We start from the raw sequence: 15,113 nt of genomic DNA on the forward strand, positions 1-15,113 counted from the left end.
AGCCGTGCCACAGGTTGTCAGGCTATAGTAGTATGCAGCTTTTCTGCCCAAACGATCAACTCCTGCGCAGTTTGGACTGGATTATCTTCCGGCATCTCAATGGTATGTACTGTACCGCTGTTACGTAGAGAGAGGCCGTGCAGGTAGGCTTTGTCGTAGTAGGTAAGCGTTATGTCAGCCACGGTAGCGTAGTCCTGCTGGTCGAGCGCCCGCAGGGCCGCCTGGTGGTGCTGCCCGCCGAGGCGCTTCTGAATACGGTCGGTGGCTTCGTACAGCAGAGCGGGATCAAAGCAGGCGTACTCACGAACGAGCCGCCGGATACGCACCTCTTTAGGTACATCTATAAAGGCTACGGGTGCCTGACGCATCTGCTCCCACATGGCCAGGGGAATAAAGCAGCGCCCCACGGTCCGGCTTTCGTCCTCCACCCAGATTCGGCGGTTAGGGTCAAGCTGCTGCCATTCCCTGAAGATATCATTTTCATACTGTTCAGAAGTAGGCTGCGGAGCTTGCCCGATAGCCCCGTACGAGGAGCCTTTGTGGTGGGCCAGCGCTTCCAGGTCCAGTACCTGCTCGCCCAGCTTTCGAAGTTCAGCCAGTACTTGGGTCTTGCCGCTGCCCGTTTTTCCGCCCAGTACTACCAGGTGGCGGGGTTGGGTGAAGCTGTCAAGTACCTGGTTGCGGTAGGCTTTGTAGCCTCCCACCAGCGTAGCTACTTTCAGCCCGGCCGTTTCCAGCAACCAGGCAAAAGAGCCGCTGCGCATTCCCCCGCGCCAGCAGTGCACCAGTATTTCTCCCCCGGGAGCCAGAGCCTTTGACTGACGAACGAAGTCCGCCATTTTGGGCCCTACGTATTCCAGCCCCTGTACCAGCGCCTCGTCTTTGCTCACTTGCTTGTAAGCAGTACCTACCACCGCGCGCTCTTCGTCCGAAAACAGCGGAATATTTACGGCTGCCGGAATATGCCCCTGCCCAAACTCCCCCGGCGAGCGCACATCTACCACGGGTAGGGTAGCGGCACGTTTCAGAAACTCATCAGGAAGCAGGGTTTGGGGCATGGGTAAGTTGGCAGGTAAATAGGGTTTTGGTAATTGGAGTTAGCTTTGAAATTTACTTAATGGAAAAGGCCCAAAACGTGTCGCCGCTACCGCAGCTTAAAAAAATTCAGAATTCCTACTTCAGCATTCAGAACTACTCTTACTGTTCTTCTAACTCCCGCAGGTACATCTGTATTGTGTTCTCGAGGCCGTAATACAGGGCATCCGAGATCAGGGCGTGGCCGATTGACACCTCGTCCAGCCAGGGTATGCACTTTTTCAGGTATCGCAGGTTGTCCAGGCTCAGGTCGTGTCCGGCGTTCAGCCCAAGACCAACCTTTTTCGCCATTTCAGCGGCTTGTACAAAGGAGGCTACCGCTGCTTCGCGGTCCTCGAAGTAGTGGTGGGCGTAGGGTTCGGTATAGAGTTCTACGCGGTCGGCTCCGCAGGCTCTGGCCCCCTCTACCATGCGTTCGTCGGCGTCCACAAATACAGATACCCGGATGTTTACCTTTTTGAATTCCCCGATCAGCTCCGTCAGTAGCTCCTTATTATTAATTGTATCCCAACCGGCATTTGATGTGATGGCCCCAAGAGCATCGGGTACCAGTGTTACCTGCGCCGGCCGGGTGGCCAGTACCAGGTCCACAAACTTCCGCTCCGACGGATTCCCCTCAATGTTGAACTCCGTCGTCACTACCTCTTTCAGATCATAGACGTCCTGGTAGCGGATATGCCGTTCGTCGGGACGGGGATGCACCGTAATACCCTGAGCGCCGAAATTCTCACAGTCGAGGGCTACCCGCACTACGTTGGGGTTGTCTCCGCCGCGCGAATTGCGCAGCGTGGCAATTTTATTGATATTTACACTTAGACGAGTCATACGGAAAGCAGGGTTTCGTAACTTTGTTCCAAAGGTACCTCATCCGGGCAGATCTTGCCAGAGAAATGTTTTTCTTTGTCCCTGCCGCGCGGGGTAATTCTGAAAACCGCCGGAAGCAGGTACTTCGTTTTGCTTAAAAACATAATTCCAATCGACTAAAATACCACTCATGTCACTCAAAAGTCAAGTAGAAGCGGGTATTAAAGATGCCATGCGAGCCAAAGATCAGGATAAACTCCGGGCGCTGCGCGCCATTAAATCCATGATCCTGCTGGAAGAAACCAAAGAAGGAAGTACCGGTGGGGAATTATCCGGTGACGAGGAAATTAAGCTGCTGACCAAAGCCGCCAAGCAACGGCGGGAGTCGGCCGAGGTGTACCATACCCAGGGCCGCGAAGACCTTTGGGCCAAGGAAGAAGCCGAGTTGGCCATTATTGAGCAGTTTCTGCCCAGGCAACTCACCGAAGACGAAGTAAGGGAGCGCCTGCGGGAAATCATTCAGCGCGTCGGCGCCACCGGTCCTTCGGACATGGGTAAGGTCATGGGGGTAGCTACCAAAGAGCTGGCCGGACAGGCCGACGGACGCACGATTTCTACCCAGGTGAAGAGTATGCTGGCATGATGCTACTGGATGTCCTCATCCTGATTCCCCTGCTGTGGGGGGCCGTCAATGGCTACCGCAAAGGACTGCTGATCGAGATAATCGGGGTGGCAGGACTGGTGGTAGCCATGGTAGTTGGTTTTAAATTTCTGGGGCTGGGTATGGAAGTACTCTCCCCCTATATCAGCGCCTCGCTGGCCCGCCGTATACTGCCGTACATTGGCTTTTCGGTTATCTTCTTCCCTACTGTTTTCCTGCTGAATCAATTCGGCTACTCCATCCGGCGTACGCTCCGCTACTCCATGCTGGGTACCTTCGACAGCCTGGCGGGGGCTTCGGTAGGCATATTTACCTGGGTGTTCGGAACGAGTGTATTCTTCTGGTTGTTAAGTACTATCGGGGTCAGGATGCCCGCGCACCGCACCCAGGGTACCTATCTTTTTCCGGTTATTACACCCATTGCTCCCAAAGTCATCACCACCGCGGTGGAGTGGTGGCCAGCCGGGAGTCAGCTCATCCGGGACTGGAAAAGCGAGTACCTAGACGGAAAAAGTAACGGGAACGGTTGAACGGCTTTCCTTGTTTGTGCCAAGGGTACTGTGTATCAGATTACAGGTTCACTATTTCCTCCCTACGTTTCAAATTGATTTTACTCAAGAATAAAATAAAAAAATGGTAACCGAAGTAAAGGAGAAAGCCGATATTCGGAAGCTCACGGTAGAGCAGATGAAGCAGTGGCTGACGGGACAGGGTGAGCAGGGCTTTCGGGCCAAACAGATCCACGAGTGGTTGTGGAAGAAATCGGCGCGCTCCTTCGGTGAGATGACCAACCTGTCGCTCAGTACCCGCGAGCTGCTCGACGCGCATTTTACCATTAATTCACTTACTACCGATAAGCAGCAGAAAAGCAACGACGGTACCGTGAAGTCGGCCTTCCGGCTGTACGACGCGCACCTGGTGGAAGGGGTACTTATCCCCGCCTCCGACCGCATGACCGCCTGCGTAAGCAGTCAGGTGGGCTGCTCGCTGACCTGTAAGTTTTGCGCTACGGGCTACATGGAGCGCAAGCGCAACCTCGAAGCCGCCGAAATCTACGACCAGGTGGTAGAGATAGCCCGGCAGGCCGAGGCCAACTTTGGCGCGCCGCTGACCAATATTGTGTACATGGGCATGGGCGAGCCCCTGCTCAACTACGCCAATGTAATGCAGTCCATCGAGCACATTACCTCGCCGCAGGGCCTGGGTATGTCCCCCCGGCGGATTACGGTGTCGACGGCGGGTATTGCCAAGATGATTAAAAAACTCGGCGACGACGAGGTACGCTTCCGGTTGGCGCTGTCGCTGCACGCGGCCAACGACGCCAAGCGCAACCAGATCATGCCCATTAACGAGTCCAATTCGCTGGAAAACCTGGCCGAAGCGCTTAATTACTTTTATAAAAAAACCGGCAACCGCATCACCTTTGAGTACATTGTGTTTCATAACTTTAATGATACCTTACAGGACGCCAAAGAGCTGTGGGAATTTACGAAGAAGGTGCCCGCCCGGGTCAATATCATTGAATATAACCCCATTGCGGAAGCCAGTTTTAAAAATACCGAAGCCGACAGGCTGGACAAATTTGCGGCTTTTCTGGAAAATAAAGGCGTAACGGTGAGCGTGCGCCGGAGCCGGGGTAAAGACATCGACGCCGCCTGCGGGCAACTTGCCAACAAAGACTGATTTTTGGGCCACCCGACGGGGTGGCTCTTTGCTTTTTCAGGTACTTAACAATTTCTTAACATTGCCCCGAATAAGATTGCGTATTTTTGCACAATTTTTATAATCAACCCTCATAATATGTTTGGCTTAGAAACCGACATTTTCCTTCTTCTGGCGTTTAGCCTTTTTGCTGCCTGTGCTTTTGAATTTGTAAACGGTTTCCACGATACGGCCAACGCTGTAGCTACCGTTATTTATACCAATTCGCTCAAACCCAACGTCGCCGTGGTATGGTCGGGGTTCTGTAACTTCCTGGGCGTGTTTTTTGGCGGAATAGCCGTGGCCATGGGTATTATTAACCTGCTTCCCGTCGAGCTGCTCATTGACCAGAATGTGTACCACAGTATTGCCATGGTACTGGCGCTGCTGTTCAGCGCCATCGTCTGGAACCTGGGTACCTGGTACTTTGGTCTGCCCAGCTCCAGTTCGCATACGCTTATTGGTTCTATCCTTGGCGTAGGACTGGCCTTTACGTTTATGCCCGAAAACACCACCGGGGTTGGTGTAAACTGGACCAAGGCTCAGGAAATAGGAATATCGCTGCTGGCGTCGCCCCTCTTTGGTTTTTCGCTGGCAATAGTACTTATGTTTATTTTGCGCCGTATGCTCGACAAGCCCCTGCGCAATATTGTATTCAGCGAGCCCAAGAAAAACCAGCCTCCACCGACCTGGATCCGGGCTATTCTGATCGTTACCTGTACGCTGGTTAGTTTTTTTCATGGTTCCAACGACGGACAAAAAGGCGTAGGGCTGGTGATGTTGATCCTGATTGGTATTACGCCCGCTTACTTTGCCCTCGATAACAGCAAAGACCCCCTGCTGATGCAGGGCAACCTGTCCCGCATTGAAAGTACCCTCAGCCGGGTAGACAGTACCCTGTTATCGGCCAAGCAGCGGGTGAGCCTGCGCCAGACGCGGGAAGAAATAGACCATCTGCAGAGCCAGTTGAGCCGCCCGATGGCTGACCATATGTTTCAGGAAGGCGAACGCCTCGAGGCCCGGCGCTCCCTGCTGCTGATCAACCGGAATGTAAAAGAGATTGCCGATAGCGGGAACGCCAACCTGAACGATGCCGAAGCCGCTGAGCTCAAAGCGCAGACTGATAACGAAATTGGCCTCCGCCGCTTCACCGACTACGCCCCCGACTGGGTAATCCTGATGATTTCGCTGTCGCTGGGCCTGGGTACCATGGTAGGCTGGAAACGAATTGTGATCACCATTGGCGAAAAAATCGGAAAGCAGCACTTAACCTACGCGCAGGGTGCCTCGGCCGAGCTGGTAGCCGCCAGTACCATTGGGGTGTCGTCGTCGCTGGGGCTGCCGGTAAGTACTACGCACGTACTGTCGTCGGGGATTGCCGGTACTATGGTGGCCAACAAGGGAATCAAGAACCTACAGGCCGGTACCGTCCGGAATATCCTCATCGCCTGGATACTCACGCTCCCGGTTACCATGTTTCTTTCGGCTACCCTGTATGCCTTTTTCCGCTGGGTACTGTAAGACAATAGTACCTGCTTTATCTATTGCAAAACCCGGTACAACTGCCGGGTTTTGTTTTTGAAATTACCTCTCCTATCCTTTTATTCCCGAAGTACCCCGTAAAGCAGGCCGGTCGGCCGGACTGTTATTCCTCAAAAATTGATCGTATTTTTACGTCTTTTCCGGGACTAGCGCTATTTTATCTTACAACCCTCGTCATCTTGATCTTACAAAGTACTATACTGATTGTCTTTTCTGTGGCGGTACTGGCGGGATGTACCGGCGAGTATCAGCCTACAGCAGCGGATGAAGAACTGGCCAAAACCCACTGCGGTAGCTGCCACCAGTACGCCGACCCGGCTCTGCTTCCCCGGGCTGTCTGGGAAAAAGAGGTACTGCCGTACATGGCGCTGCGGATGGGCGTGCAGAGTGAAATAGAAAAGCTGGACTCCCTCAATAGTCTGGAAAAAGGACTGAAGCCGCCGCGCCCTCAGGTCACGGAGGAGGAGTGGGAAAGTATAAAAAACTACTACCTGGCTCTGGCTCCGCAGCAGCTCGAAGACCCGAAGCTCCCCGCTCTCCAGCCCCAGCGGGGGCTGTTTGAACTGCGCCGGGCGCAGCTCTTTTCGCAGCAGATGGCGAATATTTCCTGCATCAAAATAGACCCCGAGAAAAGCCTGGTCTATGCCTGTGACGATGTAAACGGCGAAATATGGGCCCTGAAACCGGATGGATTCCCCGAAAACAGATTTAATAACCAGCTGGCGGTGAGCGATATTAACCTGACGAAGCAGGGGCTGCTGGTGACCTACATTGGCAAGGACGTCCGGCTGACGACCAGCAAGAACGGTTTCAGCCAGGTAGTAAATACGGCCCAAAATGTTCAGAACAACGCTTCACTACTGCTGACCGGCCTGTACCGCCCTACCCAAACCCTGCCTGCTGACCTGAACGGCGACGGAATTGAGGAGCTGGTTACCTGTGAGTTTGGGGTGGTAGAGGGAGCCTTCTCTATCTGGCACCGGGAACCGGATGGTACCTACCGCCAGCAGGTACTTAGTACTACACCGGGAGCCCTGCGGGCCCAGGTAACCGACTGGGACCAGGACGGCAAGCCGGACCTGCTGGTGCTGTTTGCACAGGGCGACGAGCGGCTGGTCTGGTACCGGAACAAGGGGAACCATAGGTACGAAGAAAAGGTACTGATGCGGTTTCCGCCCGTGTACGGTTCGAGTTATTTTGAGCTAACGGATTTGAACGGTGACAAGCGTCCCGATGTTATATATACGTGCGGCGATAACGCGGATTACTCGCAAGTACTTAAACTCTATCACGGTGTGTACGCCTTTGAACAGCAACCGGACGGCAGCTTTACCCAAAAATTTCACCTGCCCATCCACGGAGCCTACAAGGTAGTAGCGCGTGATTTTGACCGGGACGGGGACCAGGATATGGTAGCGATTGCCTACTTTGGCAACTATGCGTCCAAAGCGCCCAACGACCTGGTATACATTGAAAACCTGGGGGGCGGGCAGTTTGCCCCCAGGCTCCTGCCGGGCGTTGGCCGCGGGCGCTGGATGTGCCTGGACGCGGCCGATCTGGACGGGGACGGGGACGAAGACATTGCGCTGGGTAGTCACCCGCTGGGCCTGATGCCCGGGGGCTTCCGCGCCGATTGGGCCAATGGACCGGGGGTAATTTACCTGATAAATCAGGCAATTCGCCCCGTTCAATAACCATTTTTCTTTGAGTGAAGTACTATAATAGTAGCAGACTAATTTTAGCAGGAAAAACAAAAACAAACATGACCAACAACATAGCGGAGCAGGTGGCTCGTTACGGTTACGTCAACGAAGCGGTTGCGGCTAACATAGATTTGGTGGCGGAAATTAACCGCCTCCGGAAAGAGAAGAACGCCGTTATACTGGCGCACTACTACGTAGACGCGGACATTCAGGATATTGCCGATTACATCGGGGATAGTCTGGGGCTGTCGCAGCAGGCAGCCGCTACGCAGGCCGACATGATCGTGTTCTGCGGAGTACACTTCATGGGCGAAACCGCCAAGGTACTTAGCCCTAACAAGAAAGTAGTGATTCCTGACCTGAACGCGGGCTGCTCGCTGGCCGATTCGGCACCGGCGGATAAATTCGCCGAGTTCAAGGCGCAGTACCCCGACCACATGGTTATTAGCTATATTAACTGCTCGGCCGAAATAAAGGCGCTGACGGATATAGTTTGTACTTCGTCCAACGCGCTACAGATTGTGAACAGCCTGCCCCCGGACCAGAAGATTATCTTCGCCCCCGATGCCAACCTGGGCCGGTATGTTTCCAAGAAAACCGGCCGCGACATGGTACTTTGGGACGGAGCCTGTATTGTACACATTGACATATCGCGCGAGAAACTACAGAAGCTACAGGAAGAGAACCCGGAGGCATTGCTCATTGCGCATCCCGAATGTAAAGAGGATGTATTGCTGCAGGCCGACTTTGTCAGCTCTACCACCGGGCTCCTGAAATTTGTGCAGGAGTCGCCGAACGATACCTTTATTGTGGCTACCGAAGCGGGTATTCTGCACAAGATGAAGCAGGCGGTCCCCCACAAAAGGCTGATTCCGGCTCCCGCCACCGAAAACAATACCTGCGCCTGTTCGGAGTGTCCTTACATGAAAATGAATACGCTCGAAAAGGTATACAAGGCGCTGCTGTACGAGCAACCGGAAATTATAGTACCCGAGAATACCCGTAAGAAAGCCTACGAATCAGTAGCGCGGATGCTGGAACTGAGTAAAGGAATCTGAAAACGGGAATGAGACGCCTTATCCCGCTACTGTTTTTAGTGACCACGTTGGCCTGCCATAAACCGGCCGATGACGTACAGGAAGCCCAAAAAAGGCTTATGGCCGAGCCAACGTGGTACCTAAGGGAAATAGCGATGGATGAAGTACCGGTCCTGAAAGAAGGCAGGCACATTCCGCATATCAGTGGTGTTCGCTTTGATGAGTATCTGGATTGGGTCAGGTTCGGGCCGGATGGTTCGGTGGAAGGGCATTTCAAGGGGGCGGGTACTACGCAGCAATTTCAGTGGAAAGCGTATCCGGTACAGAACGTAATTGCCCTCCGTGATTCCGTAACCAAAACCGGTGGCTGGAATATTTATCCCCGCAATGTTTACAAGGATTATTTCGTCATGGAAACCCGAAGTACCATCTACGACCCGCCGCGGGTGACGAAGCTAACGCTTCGGTTTTCAATTTTGAATGATAGAATGAGTGAATGACAGAGTATTTTTTCGTTAATCTATCATTCATTCACTCAATCACTCATTCACTCAATCAAAATTCATCTCATGCCCCAATTCGATTTCCTTGTTATCGGTTCCGGTATTGCCGGATTGAGCTATGCCGCCAAACTGGCGCGGCACTTTGAAGCCAGCGGTGAATCGGTTTCCATTGGTATAATAACCAAAGTACAGGCCGACGAAACCAACACCAAGTACGCGCAGGGAGGTATAGCAGCGGTTTGGGCCGAGTCAGATTCGTTTGACAAGCACATTGAAGATACCATGGATGCGGGGGATGGCATCAACAAACGGAATGTTGTAGAAATAGTAGTGACCGAAGCACCCGAACGTATTCAGGAGCTGATTGACTATGGTACCCGCTTCGACAAAGAACCCGACGGCGACTACGACCTGGCCAGGGAAGGTGGACATTCGGACCATCGCATCCTGCATTTTAAAGATATTACCGGTGCCGAGATAGAAAGAGCCCTACTGGATGAGGTTAAAAGCCATACATCTATTCAGCTGTTCACCCATTACTACGCCGTGGAACTGATTACGCAGCACCACCTGGGCGAGACCGTGTACCGCTACCGCGAAGACATTGAGTGCTACGGTGCCTACGTTCTGAACCTCGAAACAGCGGGCGTGGAGAAGTTTCTGGCCCGTACCACGGTACTGGCGACGGGTGGTATTGGTAATATTTACCAAAGTACCACCAACCCGACCATCGCAACCGGCGACGGCATCGCGATGGCCTACCGCGCCAAGGGCATTTGTGACAATATGGAGTTTATCCAGTTTCACCCGACGAGCCTCTACCAACCCGGTCAGAAGCCCTCGTTCCTGATTTCCGAAGCGGTGCGGGGCTTTGGTGGTATCCTGAAACACGCCGACGGAAGTACCTTCATGGAGTACTACGACGACCGCCTCTCCCTGGCTCCGCGCGATATAGTGGCCCGGGCCATCGACTCCGAAATGAAGCGAAATGGCGTCCAGCACGTCTACCTCGACGTCCGCCACCTCGACTACGATAAGTTCGTTGAACACTTCCCCAATATCACGCAGTACTGCCTCAGCATCGGCATTGACGTCCGTCAGGATATGATTCCGGTGGTACCCGCCCAGCATTACCTTTGCGGCGGTGTGAAAGTAAACGAATGGGGACAGACCAATATCAACTACCTCTACGCCGTGGGTGAATGCGCCTGCACCGGCCTGCACGGGGCTAACCGCCTGGCCTCCAACTCCCTGCTGGAAGCCGTAGTATTCGGCCACCGCGCCTACCTGAGTACCCTCGACCATGTCGCTCAAGCCAAGGTACCTGACAACATTCCCGAATGGGACGACTCCGGTACTACCCACCCGGAAGAGAATGTGCTGGTAACCGAAATGACCCGTGAGCTGAACAGCATCATGTCTAACTACGTAGGTATTGTGCGTACCAACCGACGAATGAAGCGGGCTTACGACCGTCTGGAACTGCTGCACACCGAGCACGAACAACTCTACCGGGAGTCGAAAGTATCGGTTCCTATCTGCGAACTCCGAAACATGATTACGGTGTCGTACCTGGTCCTGAAAATGGCCATGGCCCGCCGCGAAAACGTAGGCCTGCATTACAACCAGGATACGGTAAAGCAGGAAGCGGGGGTTTAAAGGAGTAAAGGAAAAAAGGTAAGAAAGCAGGAAGGGAGGAGTGTTATTATAAAATTCTCCTTTTGCTCCTTTCCTGCTTTCTTACATCCATTCCGTACCGGGCCAGACATCTGACTGCACATAGGGTTGTGGCTTCCCTTTTGTACTCCTGCCCTCCCGGATATATTTAGTTAGTAAGGTTTTCAGCTCGGCTACCTTTTGGGGATGCTGAGCGTAAACGTTCGTTTTCTCAGCCGGGTCCTGGGCCAGGTCATACAGCTGCACCGCCGGTAGCCCCTCCGACTCCTTACCCGGCTTGGGATAGCTCCATCCTCCCGAACCGGGAGCCAAAACCAGCTTCCAATTCGCCTGACGTATCGCAAAAGCGCCTTCCACGGAATGGTGCACGGTGGCCTCACGGATGTTCGGCGGTACCCTCTTTCCGGTCCATACCGGACTCAGGTCGTAGCTGTCTCCCGCGGCATGATCCGGAAGCTTCTTACCCAGAATTCCCGCGCAGGTAGCCATCAGGTCGGTAAGGCAAATCGTTTGGTCACTCCTGGAATTGGGTTTGATTCTGTTGTCCCACTTCACAATAAAGGGTACCCGGTGGCCTCCTTCGTAGATATCGGCTTTGTAGCCCCGGTACCCATTGCTCGAAAAATGCCCCTTCTTTTCCATATCGGCGGTTCCGGCGTAGGGCGCACAGCCGTTATCGGCCGTGAATACCAGAATGGTATTCTTATCCAGTCCGTTATCAATCAGCGCCTGCTGGATTCGTCCTACCGCATGGTCTACCATGAGTACAAAGTCCCCGTACTCGTTCAATCCTGATTTGCCGGCCCAGGCTGAGGTAGGTAAGATAGGCGTATGCGGCGCCGCCAGCGGCAGGTACAGGAAGAAAGGCTCCGACTTGTGCTGACCGATGTAGTCAATGGATTTGTCAATAAAAGTATCAAGTACCTCTTCGTGTTTGAAATCGGCCCCGGTAGGTCCTTTGCGCCACCAGCCAAATTCGGTTTTGCTTTCGGTCTGCCGGTTGGGCTGGGCCGTTACTTTGCCATTTTCTACGTATACATAGGGTGGAATATCCAGGGAAGCCGGAATGATGTAAGAATAGTCGAATCCGTAGTAGTTGGGCGCTTTCTGAACGGGTTTAGCGAAGTCGACGGGTTGGGTGGTATCGGAGGAGGCCGCCCAGTTCAGCCCCAGGTGCCATTTGCCGACGCTCGCCGTGTGGTAGCCATTTTGTTTCAGAAAAGAAGCTACCGTCATTCGTTTGTCTTCAATCAGCGCCGAATCATAGCTCCACGTTACCCCTTTTTTCAGTTTACTCCGCCACGAGTACCGGCCCGTCAGTATGCCGTAGCGCGTGGGCGTACAAACCGCCGAACCCGAGTGCGCATCCGTAAACGACATTCCTTCCGACGCTAGTTTGTCAATGTGTGGCGTCCTAAATCGGGCGGCGGCATTATACGCTGACACGTCGCCCAGCCCCATGTCATCGGCCAGAATGTAGATGAAATTAGGCTTGGTGACGGGTGCCTGGGGAAGCTGCCGGGGAAGCATGCCTACACAAAGTACCAGAATCAGCAGGTAGACGAGTCTCATGGGTAAAGGGGTGAATGACAGCAGCCGGAAAAAACTTTTCTCCGTTCTATCCATAAGTACCTCCGTTCCCTTTTTTACTTCTTTGTACCCATCCGGGTACCTACAAAAACTCCCCGGACGGCTTACACCATCCGGGGAGTCAGGCAAATTAATACAAAGTACCTGCTCAGCGCTTCGCTATCACCTCGCGACTTTTGCGGGTAACGGCTTTCATCCACACCCACTGCCCTACGCTTTCGCCCAGGTGAGTACCTTCTTCTACCCCGTCGCGGTAGTGAATGCCGCCGTACATGCGGCTGTACGAAGCATCCCAGTAAGCTTCCTTGAACGACTTAAACGATTTTACGCCGTGGCCGTACTTCTTCTCGGTAGTATCGGTGAAGGCTACGTTATCTCCCCAGAGTTGGGTAAGTACCGTGCCGCAGGAGGCGGAGATGGTACTGTGTCCGCTCACGTACTCCGGGAAAGCGGGCGTTTCGAGGTAGGGACGCCAGTTGGGGTCCCAGTTGTTGTTGATGACCGTTTCGGGCCGTATGCGTACGCTCTTGTATTTCTCGTCCCAGCACGACACAAAACCGTCGAACATGGCAATGGACGCCAGCGCATAGGCTTCGGTAGCTTCCATCAGGCTGAGCTTTTTATCGTTCGCTATGGTGCGGGTAATCGCCAGCCAGTGGCCCGGAGGGGTCATTTTTTTATTGGCAAACATCACGTGACCCACCACGTTGGTCACAAACGGATTATCATCCCAGAAGTAAGCGGTCGTGCGCTGGTCTTCGGTCAGGTTCTTGCCGGTTTCGTATACTTCGCGGGTAAGCTGCATAAACTTGCTCTTCTCATTGAGGTCGTACTTAGCGGGAGCCGGACATTTAAACTGACCGGCCGAGTCCAGCGTGAAGGTACGTACCGTGTTCCACATCGGTTCGCAGGCGTCGGCGTAGGTGGGAGGGGTAGGTACCCAGGTACCGGGCGCGTTGGTGACGGTATAGCGGAAGCCGCGGATCTCCTTGTAGTGGTCCTTGGCGGCGTAATCCAGTACGTGCTTGGCTACCTGCTCGCCGTAGGCAATGGAGCGCTCGTACACCTCGTCGGGTATACCCATTTCCTGGTACTTCTTGAAGAAGTCAGTCTCGTACTTGTCCCACATATCGCTGGAGAAGGTCAGGGCGCGCCCTACAACGGTAAAGGCTTTCGCGCTGGCCAGCGGATAACAGTACTCCTTGCCTTGCTCGGGGCGGGGAGGTACCTCAAATTTATTCAACTGTCCGCCCAGCGTCTGGTACTCCGAGTCGCTGGGAGCCAGTGCTTCGTATGCCGCCAGAAACGAGTACGAGTAGATACGGCTCGCGACGGGTGGCTTAAAAATATCGTGAATAATGACATTGGTGAGCTGCATGCTGGTGTTATGAAACAGCTGCGGGTCCGACGCCAGCTTGTTGTATACTTCGGGCGGAGCGGATTGCTTACATCCGTTCAGGACGGCAGCCAGGCCAAAAGCCGCGGCCAGGAGGAAAATATTTTTCATTGGTCTACGCTGATTTTTTTATAAAGCACTGAAACCTACTAATAAAGTTCCGGTAACTCACTGACTTACGCCAATACCTGCGAAGAAACCGGGCTGCACTTTGAGCCGGTTAGCTTCTTTATCAGGAATCATATTGAGTACCGAAAGTCACCACAGCCCCCGAAGGTGAACGAGCCGCTAGTCAAAGCCTGCCAAGTACCGGGTACTTTACCGAAGCGCTGACGTACTACAGCTGTGGAGAATAAAAGGCAGGTCAGGCCAACTCCGGAGGCGGAGTGGAAGGGGTAGCTAAGGAAGAAGGCACGAAGGCTTGAAAGGTAGGTACCGGCGCGTTTTCGGGTACCTGCTCCCACCAGAACAGCGTGACATGGTACTGCGTAGGCAGGTAGTGTTTGAGGGCACCGGAAAGTAGCTTGGCTGATTTTTCAACCGGATTACTTTTTTCGGAATCCTGCCCGAGCTGCTGCTGGAGCTGGTCGGCAATGGCAAAGAACTGCTCGCGGGCGCTCAGGTTGGAGCGCATAACGGTATAGAGCGAATCATTCTCGTACCGCTGCTCCACGATATTGTAGAAGTTGCCCTTGTACTGAATCAGGCCCGAAGGCTCGTCGTTTTGCCAGGAAGTACCGTAAGGAATAGAAAGAGGTACCTTAAGTACCACCCAGTCGTCACCCAAGGTACCCCGGTCCGAAGTCTGGTACATTTCTTCAATACACAATACCGCCACCGACTGCCCCAGAATGTTGAGCAGCAGAAGAAGAAAAAAGCCGATGGCTAGTAGTCGCTTCAAGTGGTACGGTTCAGGGAAAAACTTTTCATTTACAAAGATAAGCGATTAATAATCTGTACGCAAGTAACGAATTTGGCGTCTATACATTGCTTACTAAAGGTACTTACCGCCGAACTCTACCTATTCACAATCAACGGCTTGTCCGCAACTACCTGCTGCTTCGGCTTTATCAGCAGCAAAGGAGCGTTATTGCGCGCCACTACCCACCGCTCACCCACTTTCAGGATATCCTTGGTATCACCGGTTATGCGCACGCCCGACTGGTTCATCGGCAGGGGCCTGCTGTACCACACGCGGTAGCGGCCTTGGTACCAGCTTTCCTCCCTCGTTAATGAGCAGCCTGGTTTGCAATTCCGTTACCTTACGTATTTCGGCCGATTTCAGTTCCATTTCGGTCAGTACTTCGCCAAAGGTCGCTTTGGCGCAGGGAGAGTAGCTGTTCCAGCGCCTCGTCCCGGCTTGCCAGCGGGTACTCCCTGCCCCGTAGGTAGTAGGTCATGAAC

The 15,113-nt window shown here is 53.6% G+C and carries 15 protein-coding genes; 8 read left to right on the forward strand and 7 right to left on the reverse strand.

Features of this window, described 5'->3' with window-relative positions; genetic code table 11:
- Positions 1 to 17: 17 nt before the first annotated feature.
- Both mnmH and VGN67_RS06455 read right to left on the reverse strand, forming a co-directional pair.
- Positions 18 to 1,058 (reverse strand): tRNA 2-selenouridine(34) synthase MnmH, encoded by a 1,041-nt coding sequence (gene mnmH, locus VGN67_RS06450; RefSeq protein ID WP_327485965.1) that lies wholly within the window; start codon positions 1,056 to 1,058, stop codon positions 18 to 20.
- Positions 1,059 to 1,197: 139 nt separating this feature from the next.
- Positions 1,198 to 1,920, reverse strand: a complete 723-nt coding sequence (locus tag VGN67_RS06455; protein WP_327485966.1) for a pyridoxine 5'-phosphate synthase — start codon at positions 1,918 to 1,920, stop codon at positions 1,198 to 1,200.
- A 169-nt stretch (positions 1,921 to 2,089) separates the two neighbouring features.
- Here VGN67_RS06455 and VGN67_RS06460 point away from each other — a divergent pair, with 169 nt between their 5' ends.
- The 8 genes from VGN67_RS06460 (at position 2,090) to nadB (ending at position 10,705) form a co-directional block, all read left to right on the forward strand.
- Positions 2,090 to 2,542, forward strand: a complete 453-nt coding sequence (locus VGN67_RS06460) for a GatB/YqeY domain-containing protein (RefSeq protein ID WP_327485967.1) — start codon at positions 2,090 to 2,092, stop codon at positions 2,540 to 2,542.
- Positions 2,539 to 3,090, forward strand: coding sequence for a CvpA family protein (locus tag VGN67_RS06465; protein ID WP_327485968.1), 552 nt, complete (start codon positions 2,539 to 2,541; stop codon positions 3,088 to 3,090). Before VGN67_RS06460 ends, VGN67_RS06465 begins: the two co-directional genes overlap by 4 nt.
- Before the next feature lie 103 nt (positions 3,091 to 3,193).
- Positions 3,194 to 4,243 (forward strand): 23S rRNA (adenine(2503)-C(2))-methyltransferase RlmN, encoded by a 1,050-nt coding sequence (rlmN, locus tag VGN67_RS06470; RefSeq protein WP_327485969.1) that lies wholly within the window; start codon positions 3,194 to 3,196, stop codon positions 4,241 to 4,243.
- Between the two features lie 117 nt (positions 4,244 to 4,360).
- Entirely contained in the window at positions 4,361 to 5,782 is a 1,422-nt protein-coding gene (locus VGN67_RS06475) for an inorganic phosphate transporter (RefSeq protein ID WP_327485970.1), read from the forward strand.
- Positions 5,783 to 5,982: 200 nt separating this feature from the next.
- Positions 5,983 to 7,497 carry a VCBS repeat-containing protein gene (locus VGN67_RS06480; RefSeq protein ID WP_327485971.1) on the forward strand — a complete coding sequence of 505 codons (1,515 nt, stop codon included), beginning with the start codon at positions 5,983 to 5,985 and terminating at the stop codon, positions 7,495 to 7,497.
- Positions 7,498 to 7,565: 68 nt separating this feature from the next.
- Entirely contained in the window at positions 7,566 to 8,564 is a 999-nt protein-coding gene (nadA, locus tag VGN67_RS06485) for a quinolinate synthase NadA (protein WP_327485972.1), read from the forward strand.
- Positions 8,565 to 8,572: 8 nt separating this feature from the next.
- Positions 8,573 to 9,043, forward strand: coding sequence for a hypothetical protein (locus VGN67_RS06490; RefSeq protein ID WP_327485973.1), 471 nt, complete (start codon positions 8,573 to 8,575; stop codon positions 9,041 to 9,043).
- A 69-nt stretch (positions 9,044 to 9,112) separates the two neighbouring features.
- Positions 9,113 to 10,705: an L-aspartate oxidase gene (gene nadB / locus VGN67_RS06495; protein WP_327485974.1), complete on the forward strand. Its 1,593-nt coding sequence runs from the start codon at positions 9,113 to 9,115 to the stop codon at positions 10,703 to 10,705.
- Between the two features lie 81 nt (positions 10,706 to 10,786).
- On the opposite strand, the gene VGN67_RS06500 is transcribed toward nadB, so the two are convergent.
- The 5 genes from VGN67_RS06500 to VGN67_RS06520 form a co-directional block, all read right to left on the reverse strand.
- Positions 10,787 to 12,295 carry an arylsulfatase gene (locus VGN67_RS06500; RefSeq protein ID WP_327485975.1) on the reverse strand — a complete coding sequence of 503 codons (1,509 nt, stop codon included), beginning with the start codon at positions 12,293 to 12,295 and terminating at the stop codon, positions 10,787 to 10,789.
- Positions 12,296 to 12,461: 166 nt separating this feature from the next.
- On the reverse strand, positions 12,462 to 13,820 hold the full coding sequence (locus VGN67_RS06505) for a vanadium-dependent haloperoxidase (protein ID WP_327485976.1): 1,359 nt from the start codon (positions 13,818 to 13,820) through the stop codon (positions 12,462 to 12,464).
- Positions 13,821 to 14,073: 253 nt separating this feature from the next.
- Entirely contained in the window at positions 14,074 to 14,610 is a 537-nt protein-coding gene (locus tag VGN67_RS06510; RefSeq protein ID WP_327485977.1) for a hypothetical protein, read from the reverse strand.
- Between the two features lie 116 nt (positions 14,611 to 14,726).
- On the reverse strand, positions 14,727 to 14,903 hold the full coding sequence (locus VGN67_RS06515) for a hypothetical protein (RefSeq protein ID WP_327485978.1): 177 nt from the start codon (positions 14,901 to 14,903) through the stop codon (positions 14,727 to 14,729).
- Between the two features lie 68 nt (positions 14,904 to 14,971).
- On the reverse strand, positions 14,972 to 15,109 hold the full coding sequence (locus VGN67_RS06520; RefSeq protein WP_327485979.1) for a hypothetical protein: 138 nt from the start codon (positions 15,107 to 15,109) through the stop codon (positions 14,972 to 14,974).
- Positions 15,110 to 15,113 lie beyond the last annotated feature (4 nt).

The organism is Telluribacter sp. (genome assembly GCF_035998675.1).
Lineage (GTDB): Bacteria > Bacteroidota > Bacteroidia > Cytophagales > Spirosomataceae > Telluribacter.

What these genes read in the sequence shown, in the direction of transcription:
- VGN67_RS06475 (WP_327485970.1), top strand. Translation starts at nt 4,361, where the DNA reads ATGTTTGGCTTAGAAACCGACATTTTCCTTCTTCTGGCGTTTAGCCTT.
- nadB (WP_327485974.1), top strand. Translation starts at nt 9,113, where the DNA reads ATGCCCCAATTCGATTTCCTTGTTATCGGTTCCGGTATTGCCGGATTG.
- VGN67_RS06520 (WP_327485979.1), bottom strand. Translation starts at nt 15,109, where the DNA reads ATGACCTACTACCTACGGGGCAGGGAGTACCCGCTGGCAAGCCGGGAC.
- VGN67_RS06490 (WP_327485973.1), top strand. Translation starts at nt 8,573, where the DNA reads ATGAGACGCCTTATCCCGCTACTGTTTTTAGTGACCACGTTGGCCTGC.
- mnmH (WP_327485965.1), bottom strand. Translation starts at nt 1,058, where the DNA reads ATGCCCCAAACCCTGCTTCCTGATGAGTTTCTGAAACGTGCCGCTACC.
- VGN67_RS06460 (WP_327485967.1), top strand. Translation starts at nt 2,090, where the DNA reads ATGTCACTCAAAAGTCAAGTAGAAGCGGGTATTAAAGATGCCATGCGA.
- VGN67_RS06505 (WP_327485976.1), bottom strand. Translation starts at nt 13,820, where the DNA reads ATGAAAAATATTTTCCTCCTGGCCGCGGCTTTTGGCCTGGCTGCCGTC.
- VGN67_RS06500 (WP_327485975.1), bottom strand. Translation starts at nt 12,295, where the DNA reads ATGAGACTCGTCTACCTGCTGATTCTGGTACTTTGTGTAGGCATGCTT.
- VGN67_RS06455 (WP_327485966.1), bottom strand. Translation starts at nt 1,920, where the DNA reads ATGACTCGTCTAAGTGTAAATATCAATAAAATTGCCACGCTGCGCAAT.
- nadA (WP_327485972.1), top strand. Translation starts at nt 7,566, where the DNA reads ATGACCAACAACATAGCGGAGCAGGTGGCTCGTTACGGTTACGTCAAC.
- VGN67_RS06465 (WP_327485968.1), top strand. Translation starts at nt 2,539, where the DNA reads ATGATGCTACTGGATGTCCTCATCCTGATTCCCCTGCTGTGGGGGGCC.
- rlmN (WP_327485969.1), top strand. Translation starts at nt 3,194, where the DNA reads ATGGTAACCGAAGTAAAGGAGAAAGCCGATATTCGGAAGCTCACGGTA.